The sequence below is a fragment of the Luedemannella helvata genome (assembly GCF_039528415.1).
Taxonomy (GTDB): domain Bacteria; phylum Actinomycetota; class Actinomycetes; order Mycobacteriales; family Micromonosporaceae; genus Luedemannella; species Luedemannella helvata.
Map to the genome: position 1 here is coordinate 16,981 of NZ_BAAALS010000039.1, position 17,701 is coordinate 34,681.

Here is a 17,701-nt window from a genome sequence, read left to right on the forward strand (position 1 = left end):
GATGAGCGGAATGCCGACCACGAGCGCGACACGGATGGTGCCCCAAGGGCTCCGGGAGTTGTGCGGGGGAGCCGGCGATGCGACGACCGGTCTGTCCAAGATTGCCACTATTTGGACATTACGGTCATATCACTCATGTTGGTGAGCGGCGCACCGACAGCACGGTTGACCAGGTACGTTCCCGGGGCGGCGCCGGCAGTGGGTCGGCGCAGAAGTCATAACGGATCCCGTCCGGGCCCATGCCGACGAGCGTCACCGAACCCGATCCGTACTGCCGGTCGCCGACCCGGTGCCGGATCAGCAGCGCGCGCGGGTCCGTGGGCGGCAGCGGCCCGTCGTCGAGCAGATCCAGCCACGCGCCCCAGGCGCCGGCCGCCTCGCCGGGCGTGGCCACGTCCGGGCTCGCGGCCGCGGCCAGGCGCGGCGCCAGATGCGGCACGAGCGGGTCGTTGGCCGCGTCCAGCCCGTCGTTGACCAGGACATGATCGCCGGGTGAGACGGCTTGCTCCGTCAGCCGTACGCCGTCCCACGACCACACCCGCGCGCCCGCCGGCGTCGCGTGCAGCAGATGGAAGCCGTCGTACCCTGGCCGGCCGGGCGCGTCCGGCAGCACCTGCGCGGGGTCGAACGTGCCGTCCAGGACGGCCAGCGGCAGGCTCCCGCGCGTCGGTCGGGTGCCGGTCATGGGCAGCCGCTCGCCGTTGAGGACCGCGGCGACAGCGGGTGCCTGCGGGTCGACCGCGAGCCACGTGCCGCCCGAGACGCGGTCACGGCCGCCGATCAGCCGGCCGCCCAGCGCCGGCCAGTGCCGGCCGGGCACGTCCCACGGGCGGCCGAGGTACTCGTCGCGGACGGCGAGGACGAGCAGCGGCCAGGGTGCGGCCGGGTCGAGGCGCAGGAGGACGGTGCACACCCACCTGACCCTAGCCACGCACGCGGCCGGGGCGGCGGGCACGTACCCGCTAGACCCCGTGGGTGTGCCAGTGCCGGATGGCCTCGCGCCGGTTGCGTACGCCGAGCTTGCGGTAGATGCGCGTGACATGGTTGCGGACGGTCTTCTCGGCCAGCGTCAAGGCCTCGGCGATGTCCGTGTTGGACCGCCCGGCGGCCAACAGGTCGATGACCTCGCGCTCGCGACGCGACAGCGCCGCCGTCGAGGACCGCTCCCGCCCGGTCATGGCCGGCGCTTCGGCGAGCGCCGCCACCGGGTCGCGCAGCTGGTGGACCATGGCGGTCAGCGCGGCGCCCGAGAGGTGACTGTGCCCGTGCAGGGTGCCGGCCACCGCGCCGGCCAGGTCGGCACGGGTGAAGTGGCCCTCGATCAGGAAGCTCAGGGCGCCCGCGCGGAGGGTGGCGATCACCTCGGCGGGCTGGAACTGGCGCACGACGACGAGGACGGGAGTGCCGCGCCGCGCCCGCAGCACCTGCCGGGTGTGTTCGGCCGGGGTGTTCGTGTGCAGCACGATCAGCGAGGCGCGTAGCCCGGCCGCGGCCGCGACGGTGGACACCGCGCGCACGCTGCGCACCATGGCCGCCGACCCGAGCGCGCTCGTCAAGGGCCCCGGGTCCTGGCTGATGAGCAGTACGTCGCCGGGGAGCGCGGCCCGCACGGTGACCGTGCGGTTCTCCCGGTGGGCGGCGAGAAGGGGCACGATCCGTGCCCCACGGTGCTGACTGGCCGACTCCATCGCTGTCTCCGGATGCTGAAGGGTGCCGCGTCTCGCTGTGTGACGGAGACAAGCACAGCGGGCAGCGCCGGCCAAGGGTGCGCCGGGCGTCGCGGGGCCGTTGTTGGGTGCGTCCGGGGAGGTCGGCGGGGGTCCTCGACGCACATACTTACCGGTAGGTCGGTCGGCGTGCACCCAGGAATTTTGGGTGCGTGGCCGCGCGGAATTGGGGGCCGATCCAGAAAGAAACCTGCCGGAATTTCAGTACAACGGAACGCAGGAGTGGCTGGTGACGATCGGCGAGCCGTCGTAGCGCACGGGGGAACTCATGCCCCGCGACGTCGCGACCGTGATGGACGCGGGTGACCTGCCGGCCGGCAGCCGCGCCGCCACCTGCGTGTCGCTGAGCACCTGGATCGGGTTGATGCCCGCCCCGTCGGCGCGCACCGCGTAGGTCGTACCCAGCGCCGTGCCCTCGATGAGCAGCGTGTAGCCGGCCGGTTCGGGGTCGGCGCACGACTCCACCCGGATCACCCGGGTGACGACCGGTCCCGGCCCGTCCAACCGCAGGTTCGCGTTGGCGGACGTCGCGCTGACGCCGGCGGCCGTGCGAACCGTGAGGTACCCGCCGGTGACGTCCGCCGGCAGCACCGCCCCGAGTCGGGTGTCGGAGAGGACCTCGAACGCCAGCGCGGTGCGGCCGTTGAGCTGCACCTCCGTGGCCCGGCTGAGGAACTCGCCGGTGACCATCACCTGGATTCCGCCCGTGGTGCTCATTGGCGGGCTCGTGAACGTGGCCGCCCATTCGCCGCCGCCCGCGAGGCGCACGCTGGTCACCTCGGGACGGCGCACGTTCGCCACGACCGGCGGGCTGGAGCGTGGGCTGCGGCTCGTCGGCGTGCTGCCCGGCCGGCCCGCCGTCGCCGAGGCGGCCGACGCGGCCGTGGGCCTGGCGATGCCGGCTGCCGTCGGGGTCGGCGCCCGGCTGGGCTCGCCCTCGGCGGCCGGTCCCCGTACGGGCCCGCCCGGGCGGACGGCGGCGAACGCGACCACGAGCGCGCAGGCGACGAGCGTACCGGCGGCGAGGTAACGCACCGGGTGCCGCGATCCGGCGGCCACGGGTACCGCGGCCGGCTGGTCCACCGGCACGGACGCGACCACGGCGGTGCCGCCGCCCGGCCGGCGCCGGACCTCGAGCGTGCCGCCGCTGGCCCGGGCACGCTCCGTCATGCCGACGAGGCCGTGATGCCCCGCCCGGGGCAGCGTGTGCAGGTCGGCCGGCGCGTCGAACCCCGTACCGTCGTCTTCGACCGTGAGGGTCAGCAGCCGTCCGTCACGCCGCAGTCGCACGTGGACGGAGCGGGCCGCCGCGTGCGCCTCGACGTTGCGCATCGCCTCCCGCAGGATCCAGCACAGCTCGTACCTGATGGTCGGCGGCGCCTCCACCGGGGCCGCGTCGATCTCTACCCGCCAGCCGCGCCGGCCCCACTCGTCCGCGATCGTGCGTACCGCGTCGGCCAGCGGCATGGTGAGCGTGCCGGAGCGCAGCTCGCTGAGCAGCTCGCGCGCGTCGCGGGCGGCGTCGAGCGTGCCCTCGCGCAGCGTCTGGGCCAGCTGCGAGGCCCGCGACGGCTCGCCGAGGGTCAGCGGCAGGGCCGCGGCGCCCAGCGCGAGCGCGTCCAGGGTCTTGGCGAGCGAGTCGTGCATCTCGCGGGCGAGCCGGGCCCGCTCCAGTGCGGCCGCCGCCTCCTGGGCCCGGGCGCGCTCCTCGGCGCGGCGCCGCCGGGCCCCGGCCCAGGCGGCGGCCAGCCCGGCACCCGCCGGGCCGGAAGCCGCGATCGCGACGGTCACCCACGGCTGGCCGGCCAGGCCGAGCACCCAGCACAGCAGCAGCTGCGCCGACCAGGCGAAGGTCGCCCAGATGCCCAGTTGGGTGCCGGCGAACGCGGCCGCCCCGGCGGCCAGCACGGCGGCCAGCGCCGCCCCTCCCCGGGGCACCGACCCGTACGTCGCGACCGCCAGCGTCACGGCCGTGTCGAGCACGACGAGCAGTGCGGTGGGCCGGGCCGACCCGGGCAGGCGGCGGGGCGCCCAGCCGGCCAGCGCCGCCGTCCCCGTACTGGCGACGATGCCGGCCAGCGCCGCGATGATGAACGGCCGGTCCGGACCGTCGGGCGGGCCGGTGAGCGCGACGACCGCCACGACGGCGGCGACCACGGCAGCCCGCAACGTCAGGGTGAGCTGTCCGGCGGCCAGCCGGGCCGGGGCGGCAGGGTTCACGGGTGCCGCGCGGCGGTGGGCTCACCCCGCCAGATCGCGATGGCCTCGGACCGGTTGCCCGCCCCCAGCTTCCCGAAGATCCGGTTGACGTGGTTCTGCACGGTCTTCGGCGCGAGGAACAACCGGACGGCCACCGAGCTGTTGGACATGCCCTGCGCGATGAGGTCCATGACCTCCCGCTCGCGGCGCGACAGCCCGTACTGGTGGGTGTGCGGTGGTTCCTGGGCGGCGCCCGTACGGACGGCGTGGATGAGCACGCGGGCGGCCGTGGGGGACAGGTGCGCCTCGCCGCTGGCGACCGCGCGCACGGCCGTCACCAGCTCGCCCGGGCTGAACTGCCCGTGCACGAGGTAGCCGAGGGCGCCGGCCCGCACGGCCTGCAGGACGACCTCCTCCTCGGCGCTGCGGGTCAGCATGAGCACGCGGGTGTGGCTGGTCAGCGCGACGACGACCGACAGCCCGTCGCGCAGCGGCATCCGGTGGTCGAGCAGCGTCACGTCCGGCCGCAGGGCCGCCGCGAGCTCCAGGGCCTCCATGCCGTTGGCCGCCTCGCCGACCACCGACATGTGCCCGCCGTCGCTCAGCAGGTCCCGCAGGACGGCCCGGACGACCGGGTTGTCGTCGGCGAGCAGGACGGTGGTGGGCTGCTGGCGGGGCGGCGGGTGGGCAGTCACGCATGTCACGGTAGGTGGCGGGCGGCCGTTGCGGTAGACGAGCCGTGACCCCACGTGGGACTTTTTCGCGTTTGTCCTGGTGGCGCCCCGGCCGAGGCGCGGGGTGGGCGAAAGACGGCGACGCCGCCACCCGCCTGGGCGGGTCGCGGCGTCGCGGGACCGGACCGGTTACGGCATCGGGGTCGGCGGCCGTGGCGGCGTCGCACCCGCCGCGCCCTGTTGAGCGGCCTGCTGGGCGCCCTGCTGAGCGGTGTCGGCCGGCTCGCCGGTCGGCGGCGTCATGCCCTTGCTGGGCTCGGTGTCGTACGTCGACGTGGTCGCCGGGTTCGACGGCCAGCGTCCGCCCGCCATGGCCTCCTCGGGCGCGCCGCGCATCGGGGCACCCTGCGGCATGCCCCCGGCCGTCTCGTCGCCCCAGACCGGGGTGCGGTCGCGGCTGCCAACCGTGGCCAGCGACCAGATCACGAAGACGTTGAGGGCGATGATCACGATCGACCACACCGGGTAGTACGGCAGGAAGAAGAAGTTCGCCACGGTCGACAGGCCGGCCATCGCGATACCGACCCACCGCGCCCAGGTCGCCTGGGTGAACAGGAAGAAGCCGGTAACGGCGGCGAGTACGCCGATGCCGAGGTGGATCCAGCCCCAGGCGGTGGTGTCGATCTCGTAGATGTAGTTCGGCGCCACGACGAAGAACTGTCCCCGGGCGATGGCCGCGATGCCCATGAACACCTGGTACAGACCAATGATCATGAGCATCGTGGCGGCGAAGATCATGCCGCCTTCCGCCCACGCGCGTGAGGTGGACGAGCGGCCCGCACTGTGCGCCATGTCAGCCCCTTTCGGTGGGAGTCTGGCGTGTCACGCTGCCCATAAGCTGATTCAACGTGATAAGGCGGACGCTACACCGTCAGGGCTGGTTTGACGGCAGGTTCGCCAGGACTGTCCCGGCGACCTCCTCGAGCACCGCCTCCCGTCCGGCGTACCAGCCGGCCTCGCGCGGCCAGTGGGTCGCCACGTCGGTGAAGCCCAGCTCGGCCGCCCGGCCCACGGCGTCCGCGAAGTAGCCGGCCCCGCTCAGCGAGAACACCGGCGCGGCGTCCAGCGACAGGTGGCGCTCGATCGAGGCCGGGTCGCGACCCCCGGCCGCCAGCGCGTCGTCGAAGCGGGCCGCCGCCTCGGCCACGGACCGCCACCACTCATCGAGGTCGTCCGACCTGGTGCCCGTGGTCACCCAGCCCTGCCCGTACCGGGCGGCCAGCGCCATGCCGCGCGGCCCGTTCGCGGCCACGATGAACGGGGCCCTCGGCCGCTGGGTGCAGCCCGGTGTCGACCGTGCGTCCACGGCCGTGTAGTACCGGCCCGACCAGGTGACCCGGTCGGCGCGCAGCAGCTGGTCGAGCAGGCTCACGAACTCGGCGAACCGGTCGGCCCGCTGGCGCGGCGTCAGCACCGGCGCGCCGAGCACCCGCTCGTCGAAGCCGGCGCCGCCGGCGCCCAGGCCGAGCACGAGCCGGCCCGCACTGATGTCGTCCAGGGCGGTCGCCTCGCGCGCGAAGTGCACCGGGTGGCGAAAGTTCGCGCTGGCCACGAACGTGCCCAACCGGATCCGGTCGGTCACCCCGGCGGCCGCCGTCAGCGTCGGCACCGCGTCGAACCACGGCCCGTCGACCAGGTCGCGCCAGCCCAGGTGGTCATACGTCCACGCCGTGTGGAACCCGTACCGCTCGGCCCGCTGCCAGCGCTGCCGGGCCACCGACCACGGCTGGTCCGGCAGAATGATGATGCCAACCCGCACGCGCACAGCGTACGGGTCGGATCACACGCGCAGCGCGGCGCGCAGGTAGTCGCCGACCTGATCGGCGTCCACCGTGCCGCAGTGGCACCAGTCCACGAACAGCAGGTCGAAGGCGCGCATCACGGTCGCGATGCCGGCCGCGACCGAGTCGAGCACGCCCAGCGTCGTCCGGTCGTCGGGGTGCAGCGCCAGCGTCGTCACCGTCTGCGAGTCCGTCACGCCGTACATGGCGATCGGCCCCAGCCCGAGCGCGAACGACCCGGCCACCCCGCCCGCGGTGTCGTGGAACCCGACGCCCCGGTAGACGTGCTTGATCTCGGGCAGCAGCTGGCGCAGCTTGCGGCCGGGCAGCGCGGGGGACAGCGGCTCGGTGAGGCGCTGCCGCAGGTGGATGCTGCCGAAGCCACGTAGGATGCCGTCCGGCCCGGCGATGCCGTACTCGTCATAGACCCGGCGGATCGCGTCGAACTCCGCCATCACCGCGTCGGCCTGCGATCCCGAGACCAGCTCCACCTGGCGCCAGTCGTCCTCGTGCAGCTCCAGGAGTTCGCCGCTCGGGGCGTTCGGCAACATGGGCGGCAGGGGGTCGCAGATGGTCGGCAGCGAGTACCGGATCTGGTCGCTGCTGATGGCGCCGAGGCGGCGCACCGTCAGCACGAGGTGCCGGCGAGCCAGATACTCCTCGCTGGTGACCGGATCGGCGCCCTCGACCTGCCATGCCGAGTCGTCAAAATCCACGGTGGTACGGGGGGCGAAGCTGGGCGGGAGGGTGGTGGCCGGCATCTCGCTGCGGCCGATCGTCTGGCCGGTCTCGGCGTCAACGAACTCCACCGTCACGGTCGGTGCATCGGACATATCCGTACGGTAGCCCGGTCCGCCCGGCCCTCCGGCCCGCGACGCGCGCCCTACCCCGATGGGGGACGCTCAGTCGGGCACGTGGGGCGGGCTGCCCTCCGGCACGGTGTGGCCCAGCTCCGGATCCACCACCTCGGTCAGCCCCGCCGGCACCTTCGGCAGGATGTTGTCGAAGTACGACTTCGACGCCACGCGGGTGCCGACGTCGCGCCCGGCCGCCTCGGACAGGTACCACCGGTGCGTCAGGATCTCGTAGAAGATCTCCGCCGGCGCGAGCCGCCCGCGCAGGTTCCCGGGGATGGCCGCGATCACCGGGGCGTACTCGCTGGCGAGCCAACGCTGGGCGGCCTCGGCCTCGGACACCGGCCGCCCCTCCTTCTGCTGGAGGTGGCCCCGGAAGCTCGCCATATCGTTGAGGAGCGCCCGGGCCTGCAGCTCCTCGGCGACGATGCCGACCTTGCCGTAGAGCAGCCACCGCTCGTGTCCCGGTTCGCCGACGCGCGTACGGATGCGCAGCCGCACCTTGTCGCCCTGGGTGAGTAGCTCCACCTCATCGGCGTCGAAGCCGAGTTCGTTGAGCCGGCGCAGCCGCTCCCCGATGCGGTAGCGCTGCTCCTCCGGCCGGAACACCTCGTCGTGGGTGATCTCCTCCCACAACTTGGCGTAGCGCTTCCCGACCTCCTCGGCCACCTCGATCGGATCGATGCCCTCGGGCAGCAGCCCGCCGGCCTCCAGGTCGAACAGCTCGCCGCCGACCCGCTCGAACGCGCGGGTCAGGTCGTCCTCGCGCTGCCCGTCCGACAGCGAGGCGTGCAGCTCCGCGGTCTCCGTGTCCACGAGGTAGGCCTTCAGCGTGCCGGCGTCCTGGCGGAACAGGGTGTTCGACAGCGAGCAGTCGCCCCAGTAGAAGCCGGCCAGGTGCAGTCGCACGAGCAGTTCCACGAGCGCGTCGAGCAGCCGCCCGGTCGGCGCCGGGCCGCGCGGGTGCGAGAACAGGGCCCGGTACGACGACGAGAAGTCGAGGAACTCGGTCACCAGGATGGCGTCCAGGTCGTCGCCCCGGTCGACGACGACGCCCAGCACCTTGACGGCCGGGATCTCCAGCTCGTCGAGTTCGCGCAGGAGCTTGAACTCCCGGCGGGCCAGCCGCTCGTCGATCTCCTTCAGCGCGTACACGCGACCGTTGTCGACGACGAAGCGGACGATGTGCCGCGAGATGCCGCGCTGGGCGATCTCGACGATCCGGTCGTCGTCCCACTCCTCCAGCGGTTCTTGCCAGGGCAGGGTGAGCAGGCCGGTGGCGATCTCGGCCGGAGGGGTGAAAACAAAGCGCACGAACCAAGAGAGTACGGGCTACGGCGCGCCCGCGGTGATCTTGTGGATCTTCGCGGGCGTCCGTACGACGACGTGGTCGCTGTCCGCCGTCACGGCGGGGACCACCGCGGGGCGATCCTGCGCCGCCACCTGACGAACTGGCAGTGCCAGGTGTCCGACGTGGCGTTCGTTACGGCGTACCAGAATCTGATCCCGGTGCTCCCGCGCCCATGGCGCAGATAACGATATATTGCCCGTTATGAGGGCTTTTATGTGGCTGGTTGCGGGTGCGCTGCTCGCGTCAGGCGCCGTGCCCGCGTCCGGTGATCCGCCCGCGTCCGTGACGTTCTCCTATGTCGGCGGGCAGCAGTGGTTCGTGGTGCCGCCCGGCGTCTGCTTCCTCGACGTGGCCGCCTTCGGAGGCTCCGGCGGGCCGGCCAGCACCGGCGAACCCGGCGGTCTCGGCTCGGCGGTCTGGGCCCGGCTCGCGGTCGACCCCCACGAGGTGCTCGTCATCACCGTGGGCGGGCAGGGCCAACCGCCGGCCGGCGGCTTCGGTGGCGGTGGCGCGGGTGGGGCCGGCGCCGACGGCGGCGTCGTCGCGGGCGGTGGCGGCGGCGCGACCACGATCGCCCGCCAGGGCGTCGAGGTCATCGTCGCCGGTGGCGGAGGGGGCGGCGGGGCCGCCGCGGCCGATCCGTCGGCGGGCGCCGGGGGTGGGGGCGGCAGCGGTGGCAGCCTCGGCCCGACCGGTGCGACGCTCGGCATGGCGGCACATCCCGGTGACGGCGCGGCCTTCGTCACGACCGTCCCCTGCGGATAGTCCATTGTGTTCAGTCCGCGGAAGAGTGTGGACCGGAGCGGATGGCGGGGCACCCACTCCGGTCCACGACCGGATCAGTACTGACGCAATCAGACCGCCGCGCAGCTGGCCGTGGGCGCCGAGTTGGTGCCGTTCCAGCTGCCGATGAAGCCGAACTCGGTGGAACCGCCCGCCCCGAGGCTGCCGTTCCAGGCCGCGTTCGTCGCGGTGACCGACGAGCCGCTCGACGTGACCGTGGCGCTCCACGACTGGGTCACCGTCTGGCCGTTGGCGAACGTCCAGGTCACGGTCCAGCCCGAGATCGCCGCGCTGCCGGCGGTGACCTTCACGTTGCCCTGGAAACCGCCCGGCCACGAGTTCGCGACGGTGTACGTCGCCGAGCAGGTCTTCGTCCCGCCGGGACCGCTGGTGGGCGGGCGGCTGGTGACGACGGCGGAGGTGGGCGGGCGGCTGGTGACGACCGAGGAGGTCGGCGGCCGGCTGGTCACGACCGACGAGGTCGGCGGGCGCGAGGTGGGGACCCGGGTGGTCGCCGAGCCGGAGGTCGGCTGCACCCCGCTGTAGATCGTCGCCTCCTTGGCGGTCGCCTTGATGCCGTTGGCGCCGTTGAACAGCCGGTTGCCCCACGAGGTGAAGGTGGTGCTGAAGTTGGTCACCATGTCGAGGTACTCCACGCCGCCGCCGTTGCCGCTCCAGGACCAGCCCAGGTAGCCGATGCCCAGCGACTGGGCGGTGGCCAGGATGGCGTCCTCGTCGGGGTTGCCGTCGGAGTGCATGTCGCCGAACTCGCCGACGGCGATCGGCAGGCCCGCGTTGACGAACCGGTTGAGGTAGTCGCTGACCTCGGCGGCCGTGTCGAACACGCCGTACATGTGGATGGAGAACAGCAGGTTCTTCTGCGTGTCCGCGTTCCACACGGTCTGCGCGTTGTCGCGCATGACGAAGGCCCAGTCCTGGCCCCAGTTCGGCGCGTCGATCATGATGGTGTGCTGGAAGCCGGCGTTGCGCAGCCGCTGCACGGCACTCACGTTGTCGGCGGTCCACGCGGTGTAGCCCTGGTTGCCGTACGGCTCGTTGCCGATGTTGAGGATGACGTAGTTCTCCTGGCCGGTCAGCGCGCTCTGCACGCTGATCCAGTAGTCGACCGCCTGCGACAGGGTCGCCGCGCCGCTCTGCTCGCCGTAGCCCGTGGTGTCGTGCACCTCGAGGATGCAGATGAGCTTGTTGGCCTTGCACTGGGAGATGACGTTGGCCACGTCGGCCGTGTCGTTCTTGGTCCACCGCTGGCCGCTGGCGAGAACGACGCGCACGGAGTTGGCGCCCGCGGCCTTGATGTTGGCCAGCGAGGTGGCTGTCTGGCTCTGGTACCAGGTGTGGGCGTGGTTGACGCCGCGCAGGATGAACGGCGCGCCGTTGGCCTCGACGAGCTTGCCGCCGCTGATCCGCAGGCCGGTGGCGGCCTGGGCGGGCCACGCGGCGACCACGATGGAGGCGGCCAGGGCGAGACCCGCCACAGCCGCGAAAGCGATGCGTTTCTTCATGGGTTACCTCGGAGTTCGTGCCCTGCTAGGGACGACGGAATGGCCGTTGCCGGACGGCCCGGTTCGGCGGTGCACCGGCTCCCGGGTGATGGTGCGCATCAGCGCAGATAAATGTCGAGGCGGGAGCAGAACCGGTTAAGTCCCGGGGGTCCGGCCTGCGGCTGTGTCCCGGTTCGGCATGAAAGCTTCACCGGACGTCCGATACATCGGCGGCTGATCTACCCTGCCGGCGTGACCCTTCTCGTGCCGTACCACCAGGATGACTTTCTGCCCGACCTCGGCGCCGCGCTGCCTCCCCTCACCCCGACCACGACGGTGGTCGCGCGACTGCCGGACGACGCCCGCGGTTGGTCGCGGCTCGCGCCCATCTACCGCGCCGTCGCCGACGCTGTCCAGTCCCGGGTACGCCCGGGAGCGTGCCAGACGGTCGTCTCCGGCTGCTGCTGCGTCAGCCTCGGCACCCTCGCTGGCCTGCAGCGCGCGGGCGTGGACGCGGGTGTCGTGTGGTTCGACGCGCACGGCGACGTGCAGACGATGGAGACATCGGCGTCGGGCTACCTGGGCGGCATGCCACTGCGGATGATGGTGGGTTACCGGCCGGAGCTGGTGGGCGTGCGCGCGATCGCGGAGTCGCGCGCCGTGCTCGTCGACGCCCGCGACCTGGACCCGCCGGAGGTGGACTACCTGCGCGGTGCCGACATCCGGCGTTCCACAGTGGAGGAGCTGGACACCGCCGCGCTGCCGGACGGGCCGCTGCTGCTGCACGTGGACTGCGACGTCGTCGCGGCCGAGGACCTGCCGGGACTGCGGTTCCCCGTCCCCGGCGGGCCCAGCGCGGCGGCCGTCGTCGCCGCGCTCGCGCGGGTGCTCGCGACCGGGCGGGTCGCCGCCCTCGACATCGCCTGCACCTGGGACCCGGCCGCCCCCGACCCGACCGGCGCGCGCCCGCGCCTGCTCGCCGACCTGCTGGCCCTGGCAAGCCGACCGTGACGCGGGTTATGAACCGGGGCGGTACGCATAGGTACCGCCCCGGTTCCCCGCTCGGTCGATGATCACGTACCAGTCGAGCGTCAGCCCAGGCCGGTGCGCATCGCGGCGATGAGTTCGCCGTTGGTGGTGTCGCCCGACAGTTCCCAGAAGAAGGAGCCGCCGAGGCCCTGGTTGTTGGAGTACGTCATCTTGCCGCCGATCGTGGCCGGGGTGTCGTAGCTCCACCACTGCCCACCGCAGAACGCGTACGCGGTGCCGCCGACCGTGCCGGTCGCCGGGCAGCGGGCCTTGAGCACCTTGTAGTCCTCCGTGCCCGCCTCGTACGTGCCGGGGGCCGGGCCGGTGGCCGAGCCGCCGGGGGCCGCCTGGGTCACGCCCGTCCAGCCCTTGCCGTAGAACCCGATGCCGAGCAGCAGCTTGCTCGCCGGGATGCCCTTGGACTTGAGCTTCTGGATCGCGTTGTCGGCGTAGAAGCCCGCCGTCGGGATGCCCGGGTACGACGTGAGCGCCGAGTGCACGGCCGTCGGCCCCTGAGCCGCCCACGGCCCGAAGAAGTCGTACGTCATGACGTTGTACCAGTCGACATACTGGGCGGCGCCGGCGTAGTCGGCCGCATCGATCTTGCCGCCGCTCGTCCCGTCAGCCGTGATGGCCGCCGTCACCAGGTTGTTCGAGCCGAAGCGGGCGCGCAGCGCCGACATCAGCGTCCTGAACGACGCGAACCCGCTGCTGTCGCAGCTCAACCCGCACGCGTTCGGGTACTCCCAGTCGATGTCGATGCCGTCGAACACGTCGGCCCAACGCGGGTCCTCGACCAGGTTGTAGCAGGAGTTCGCGAACGCGGTCGGGTTCGCCGCCGCCTGCGCGAAGCCGCCCGACCAGGTCCAGCCGCCGAACGACCACAGGACCTTGATGTTCGGGTACATCTTCTTCAGCCGCCGCAGCTGCCCGAAGTTGCCGCGCAGCGCGCCGGGGTCCCAGGTGTCGGCGACGCCGTCGACGCTCTCCGCCGCCGTGTACGCCTTGTCGTAGTCGGCGTTCGAGTCGCCGATCGCGCAGCCGCCGTTCGTGACGTTGCCGAAGGCGTAGTTGATGTGGGTGAGTTTCGCCGCCGAGCCGCTCGTGACGATGTTCTTGACGTGGTAGTTGCGCTGGTAGACGCCCCACTCCACGAAGTACCCGAGCAGCTTCTTGCCGCCCGGCTGGATCGTGGTGGGCACGCTGCTCGTCGGCGGGCGTGTCGTGGTGGGGGGCGCCGAGGTGACCACCCGGGTGGTGGGCGCGACCGTGGTCGGGATGGTGCCGCCGCCGCAGGAGCCGCCGTTGATGGTGCAGTTCTGCGGTGCCTTGTAGGCGCCGGTGCCGATGTAGCCCCAGCTGAAGGAGGCGCCGGGCGCGAGGGGACCCGCCCAGCTCTTCTTCGTCGCCGTGTAGCGGGTGCCGCTGCTGGTCACATCGGCGTCCCAGAAGCTGGAGATGGTGGTGCCGGCCGGCAGGTCGAACGCGATCTGCCAGGTGTTGACGGCGGCGTCGCTGCCGTTGGTCACGGTGACCCGGACCTCGTGGCCCGTGCCCCAGTCGGACGAAGCGGTGAACGTGGCCGTCACGCTGCCCGCCGCGAACGCGTTCACGGCCGGAACGAGCGCGATCGCCAGGACAGCTGCCGCGCCGGCGATCATCGCGCGGCGCACGGAACGTCTCATGAACCCTCCCCTTACAGTTAGGAAAGTTTCCAAACAGTTCTGGCAGAACCGTCCCACACGGCTGCGCGTCGGGTCAAGATGTAAATCCCTCGATCAACTCGCGGCCGACGTGCGCACTTCGGCGGTCACGACGGCCGTCTATGCCGCCATGGTGTACACGTTGGCGGCGCGGGCGGCAATGACGCGTTCCCGGACGGCTGTTGTCCCGTGAGCTGGGAATTCTCTACCGAGCCGCCCTGGTAAGTGGACAAGCGGCTGGCGGCTCATCACACTCGACCCGTGGACCTGCTGATGACGCTCGCTGGGTTCGGGGTAGGCGCGGTCGTCGGCCTGACCGGCATGGGCGGCGGTGCGCTGATGACGCCGCTGCTCGTCCTCGCCTTCGGCGTGCCGCCGCTGGCCGCCGTGTCCAGCGACCTCGTCGCCAGCGCCGTCATGAAGCCGTTCGGTGGCTGGGTCCACGCCCGGCGGGGCACGGTCAACTGGGAACTCGTCCGGTGGCTGTGCGTCGGCAGCGTGCCGGCCGCCTTCGCGGGCGTCCTGCTCACCCGCCTGCTGCCGGGCGACGAGTCCGTCCAGCACGCCATCCAGTACGCCCTGGGCGCCGCCCTCGTGCTCGCCGCCGTCGGACTGATCGCCAAGGCCCGCGCGGCACAACGGGCGCCCGCGGGCGCCACGGCTCAGCCGATCGTCGTGCGCCCGCTGCCGACCGCCCTGCTCGGCGCCGGGGGCGGCGTCATCGTGGGGCTGACCTCCGTCGGTTCCGGCTCTCTGATCATCGTGATCCTGCTGGCCCTCTACCCGGCGCTGCGCCCGAACGACCTCGTCGGCACCGACCTCGTGCAGGCCGTGCCGCTGGTCGGCGCCGCCGCGCTCGGCCACGCGCTCTTCGGCGACCTGCACCTCGACATCGCGGGCGCGATCCTGCTCGGCTCCGTGCCCGGCGTGCTGCTCGGCGCCCGGTTCTCCTCGCGCGCGCCCGCCGGCGTCGTCCGCGCCGCGCTCGTCGTGGTGCTGCTGACCAGCGCGCTGAAGATGTTCGGCGCGCCGAATGCCCTCGTTCTCGTCGTGGCCGCCGCGGCCATCACGATCGCGATCGTGGTCGGCGTGCGGGCCCGCGCGTCCTCGACGACCGCCGCTCCGGTGGAGCCCCCGATACTGGCGAAAACAGGGGCAGAGTAGGACGCTCCCGGCACGGTGAGTTGTGTGAGCCGTGCGTGGCCGGGCAATAATGCGTCGTGGATGTCCTGGGGGGTCGGTACCGGCTGGTCGAGTTGATCGGCACCGGTGGCATGGCCGTGGTCTGGCGCGCACACGACGAGGTGCTGGGCCGGCCGGTCGCCGTGAAGATCCTCTCGCCGGAGCTGGCCAAGGACGTCAGGTTCCGCGAACGCATCCAGCGCGAGGCGCGCGCCGCCGCCCGGCTCGCCCATCCCCACATCGGCGTCGTGCACGACTACGGCGAATGGACGGACCCGGACGGCGCGGTGCGCCCGTACGTGGTGATGGAACTTATCGACGGCCCATCGCTCGGTGAGGCACTCAGCGCCGGGCAACTGCCCTGGTACCGCGCGGCCGCCATCTGCGGCAAGGTCGCCGAAGGGCTCGCCGCCGCGCACGCGCGCGGCCTCGTGCACCACGACATCAAGCCCGCGAACATCGTCCTGTCGACGACCGGCCCCAAGATCGTCGACTTCGGTATCTCCGCGATCGTGGGCGAGCAGGACGAAGCGGGCGCCGTGTTCGGCACGCCGGGGTTCGTCGCGCCCGAGCGGATCAGCGGCAACCCGATCAAGCCCGCCGCCGACGTGTACGCCCTCGGACTCACCCTCTACCGGTGCATCGCCGGCAAGCCGCCGTGGCCGGCCACCACGGCCGAGTCGCTGCTCTTCGCGCATCTGCACACGCCGCCCGCGCCGTTGCCCACACACGACGTGGCCGGCACGGAGGCCCCGATCCCCGACGAGCTGATCGCCGTCTGCAACCGGTGCCTGCTCAAGGACCCGGACGCGCGCCCCACCGCCAGCGAGGTCGCCGAGATCCTCGGCGCCGTGCCGGCGCCCGCTTCGGCCACCCGTAGCCGTGTCCCGGCCAGGGCCACGCCGATCGCCGGCGGCAGTGCCCTCAACGTGACGTCGTACCTGGCCTCGGCGAACGACCCGACCAACGTCATCGCCCCGCCGCCGGGCGAGCGTCCACGGGCGCGTCGACTGGTGCTGGCCGGGATCGGCGCGATGCTGCTCGTGGCCGCCGTGGGCGTGGCCGTCTGGGCCGGCGGCCTGCGCGGCGGCAAGGGCGCCGAGGCCGCTGCGCCCACCGCGAGCGCCCCGACCCTCGCCTGCACCGCCACGTACTGGGTGCGCAGCGACAACGGCTCCCGGTTCACCGGCGAGCTGCATGTCGCCAACGACGGCACCACGCCCATTGAGGGCGACTGGAACGTCTCCTTCCAGTACCCGGGCAGCCAGCACCTCGAGAAGCTGGGCAACGTGCGCGTCGACCCGGCGGCCATGGTCCCCCCCGCGAGCGGGCCCCCCGGCTGGACGCAGGAGGGTCAGGCCGTGGCCGTGTACCCCGGCCGGATGAGCGCCAAGGCCCGCGCCGTGGAGCCGCAGAAGCAGGTCAGCATTCCGTTCGAGGGCAGCTACGCCGAGCGCAACCCGATGCCGAACTCGTTCACGGTCAACGGGGTCGCCTGCCACCCGGTGCTCGTCGGCCCGGTCGACGCGCCACCGGCCACCCGGCCCAACTCCGGCGACGACGGCCCGGTGGCGACCACCGCGCCGCCGAGCGCGGTCCCGACCGGCGGCGGTGATCGGCCCGTGGAGCCGACCGGCGGTGAGCCCGCCCCGACCAGTGCACGACCCGACCCGGTCGAGACTCCTGTCGTGACGACCGGCCCGCCGGAGGTCCCGCAGTCGCCCAACCCGATCGGCGACCTCCTGAGCATCCTGGGCGGCTGACCGGTTATCCACAGGCTTGACGCGGCGGTGGCCTCGTCGTCGTCGCTCGACAAGGCTGGTCGGCGTGCCCTCCCCGCCGCTCGACGACGCCGACGACCTCGCCTGGCTCCTCTTCCGTCAGGATCAGGTGATCAGCCGCCGGCAGGCGCTCAGCCTGATGAGCGTGGGCGCGCTGCGCCACCTGGTCGACTCGGGCCGGTGGCGGACCGTGCAGCGCGGCGTCCTCGTCGCGCACACCGGCGAGGTGACGCACGCCCAACGGTGCTGGGCGGCCGTGCTCGGCGCGGCTGCGGGCGGCGATGCATACCTGGCGGGCGTGTCCGCCCTGCGGCTCGCCGGCCTTGACGGGCTCCGCGACAACGTCGTGCACGTGCTGCTGCCGGCCGAGCGGCGGCACTTCAACCCGCCGCGCGGCGTTCTCGTGCACCGGACGGCGACCCTCCCGGACGAGGACCTGCACCGCGTCGGTTCGCCGCCCGCCACGATGCCGGCGCGCTCGATGGTCGACGCGGCGCAGTGGGCGGCCTCCGACAACGCGGCCCGCACGTTCATCGCGATGACCTTCCAGCGCCGGCTGGTCACAGAGGAGGAGGTCGAACGGGTGCTGCGGCGGATGCCGACCATCCGGCGCCGGCCGGTCATACTGCGTGCCGTCAGCGAGGCGGCCGGCGGCGCGCACTCGCTGATAGAGATGGAGTTCCTCGCGCTGTGCCGGCGAGCCGGGCTGCCGGCGCCCGTGCTGCAGGTGGTCAAACTGGACGCCAGCGGGCGCCGCCGCTACGTCGACGGGTGGTTCGAGGAGGCGGGTGTTCATGTGGAGATCGACGGAGCGCAGCACATGGACGTCGAACAATGGTGGCGCGACATGCGCCGGCAGAACGACCTGTCCGCGGCCGGCGAACGCGTGCTCCGCTTCCCGTCCTGGGCGATCCGCCACGACCAGGAAACGGTGATCGCCCACCTCCGCGCCGCCCTCAACCTCCCGCCACTTCGCGGACCCCGCCGACCCCGTTAGCCCCGCCGTGCCCGGCGGCCCGCCCTGCCCGCGCGGCCCGCCCGCCCCGCGCGGCCCGCCCGCCCCGGGCGGCCCGCG

The 17,701-nt window shown here is 72.8% G+C and carries 15 protein-coding genes; 5 read left to right on the top strand and 10 right to left on the bottom strand.

Going from position 1 to position 17,701, the window contains the following annotated elements:
- Window positions 1-133 precede the first annotated feature (133 nt).
- The 8 genes from ABD191_RS26215 to ABD191_RS26250 form a co-directional block, all read right to left on the bottom strand.
- On the bottom strand, window positions 134-913 hold the full coding sequence (locus tag ABD191_RS26215; protein WP_344087692.1) for an NRDE family protein: 780 nt from the start codon (window positions 911-913) through the stop codon (window positions 134-136).
- Between the two features lie 49 nt (window positions 914-962).
- Window positions 963-1,688, bottom strand: coding sequence for a LuxR C-terminal-related transcriptional regulator (locus ABD191_RS26220; protein WP_344087695.1), 726 nt, complete (start codon window positions 1,686-1,688; stop codon window positions 963-965).
- A 240-nt stretch (window positions 1,689-1,928) separates the two neighbouring features.
- Window positions 1,929-3,947: a sensor histidine kinase gene (locus ABD191_RS26225; protein ID WP_344087698.1), complete on the bottom strand. Its 2,019-nt coding sequence runs from the start codon at window positions 3,945-3,947 to the stop codon at window positions 1,929-1,931.
- On the bottom strand, window positions 3,944-4,621 hold the full coding sequence (locus ABD191_RS26230; RefSeq protein WP_344087701.1) for a response regulator: 678 nt from the start codon (window positions 4,619-4,621) through the stop codon (window positions 3,944-3,946). The genes ABD191_RS26225 and ABD191_RS26230 overlap by 4 nt, the downstream gene beginning before the upstream one ends.
- A 168-nt stretch (window positions 4,622-4,789) precedes the next feature.
- A complete protein-coding gene (locus ABD191_RS26235; RefSeq protein WP_344087704.1) occupies window positions 4,790-5,452 on the bottom strand; it encodes a DUF7144 family membrane protein in 663 nt (220 codons plus the stop codon).
- A gap of 79 nt (window positions 5,453-5,531) precedes the next feature.
- A complete protein-coding gene (locus ABD191_RS26240) occupies window positions 5,532-6,419 on the bottom strand; it encodes an LLM class flavin-dependent oxidoreductase (protein WP_344087707.1) in 888 nt (295 codons plus the stop codon).
- A gap of 21 nt (window positions 6,420-6,440) precedes the next feature.
- Window positions 6,441-7,274: a hypothetical protein gene (locus ABD191_RS26245; RefSeq protein ID WP_344087710.1), complete on the bottom strand. Its 834-nt coding sequence runs from the start codon at window positions 7,272-7,274 to the stop codon at window positions 6,441-6,443.
- A 69-nt stretch (window positions 7,275-7,343) separates the two neighbouring features.
- Window positions 7,344-8,609, bottom strand: a complete 1,266-nt coding sequence (locus ABD191_RS26250) for a DUF4032 domain-containing protein (RefSeq protein WP_344087713.1) — start codon at window positions 8,607-8,609, stop codon at window positions 7,344-7,346.
- 238 nt (window positions 8,610-8,847) lie between these two features.
- On the opposite strand from ABD191_RS26250, the gene ABD191_RS26255 reads away from it, so the two are divergent.
- Window positions 8,848-9,411: a glycine-rich protein gene (locus ABD191_RS26255; protein ID WP_344087716.1), complete on the top strand. Its 564-nt coding sequence runs from the start codon at window positions 8,848-8,850 to the stop codon at window positions 9,409-9,411.
- 89 nt (window positions 9,412-9,500) lie between these two features.
- Here ABD191_RS26255 and ABD191_RS26260 read toward each other — a convergent pair whose 3' ends face one another.
- The gene (locus ABD191_RS26260) at window positions 9,501-10,952 is read right to left on the bottom strand and encodes a cellulase family glycosylhydrolase (RefSeq protein WP_344087719.1); all 1,452 of its coding nucleotides are present in this window, start codon (window positions 10,950-10,952) and stop codon (window positions 9,501-9,503) included.
- Between the two features lie 231 nt (window positions 10,953-11,183).
- Between ABD191_RS26260 and ABD191_RS26265 the strand changes: the two genes are divergently transcribed.
- On the top strand, window positions 11,184-11,942 hold the full coding sequence (locus tag ABD191_RS26265) for an arginase family protein (protein ID WP_344087722.1): 759 nt from the start codon (window positions 11,184-11,186) through the stop codon (window positions 11,940-11,942).
- Between the two features lie 80 nt (window positions 11,943-12,022).
- On the opposite strand, the gene ABD191_RS26270 is transcribed toward ABD191_RS26265, so the two are convergent.
- Window positions 12,023-13,645: a glycosyl hydrolase family 18 protein gene (locus tag ABD191_RS26270; RefSeq protein ID WP_344087725.1), complete on the bottom strand. Its 1,623-nt coding sequence runs from the start codon at window positions 13,643-13,645 to the stop codon at window positions 12,023-12,025.
- A gap of 279 nt (window positions 13,646-13,924) precedes the next feature.
- Between ABD191_RS26270 and ABD191_RS26275 the strand changes: the two genes are divergently transcribed.
- The 3 genes from ABD191_RS26275 to ABD191_RS26285 all read left to right on the top strand — a co-directional run bounded on the left by ABD191_RS26275 (window position 13,925) and on the right by ABD191_RS26285 (window position 17,623).
- The gene (locus ABD191_RS26275) at window positions 13,925-14,827 is read left to right on the top strand and encodes a sulfite exporter TauE/SafE family protein (RefSeq protein WP_344087728.1); all 903 of its coding nucleotides are present in this window, start codon (window positions 13,925-13,927) and stop codon (window positions 14,825-14,827) included.
- A gap of 56 nt (window positions 14,828-14,883) precedes the next feature.
- A complete protein-coding gene (locus ABD191_RS26280) occupies window positions 14,884-16,608 on the top strand; it encodes a serine/threonine-protein kinase (protein WP_344087731.1) in 1,725 nt (574 codons plus the stop codon).
- A gap of 64 nt (window positions 16,609-16,672) precedes the next feature.
- Window positions 16,673-17,623 (top strand): endonuclease domain-containing protein, encoded by a 951-nt coding sequence (locus ABD191_RS26285; RefSeq protein WP_344087734.1) that lies wholly within the window; start codon window positions 16,673-16,675, stop codon window positions 17,621-17,623.
- Window positions 17,624-17,701 lie beyond the last annotated feature (78 nt).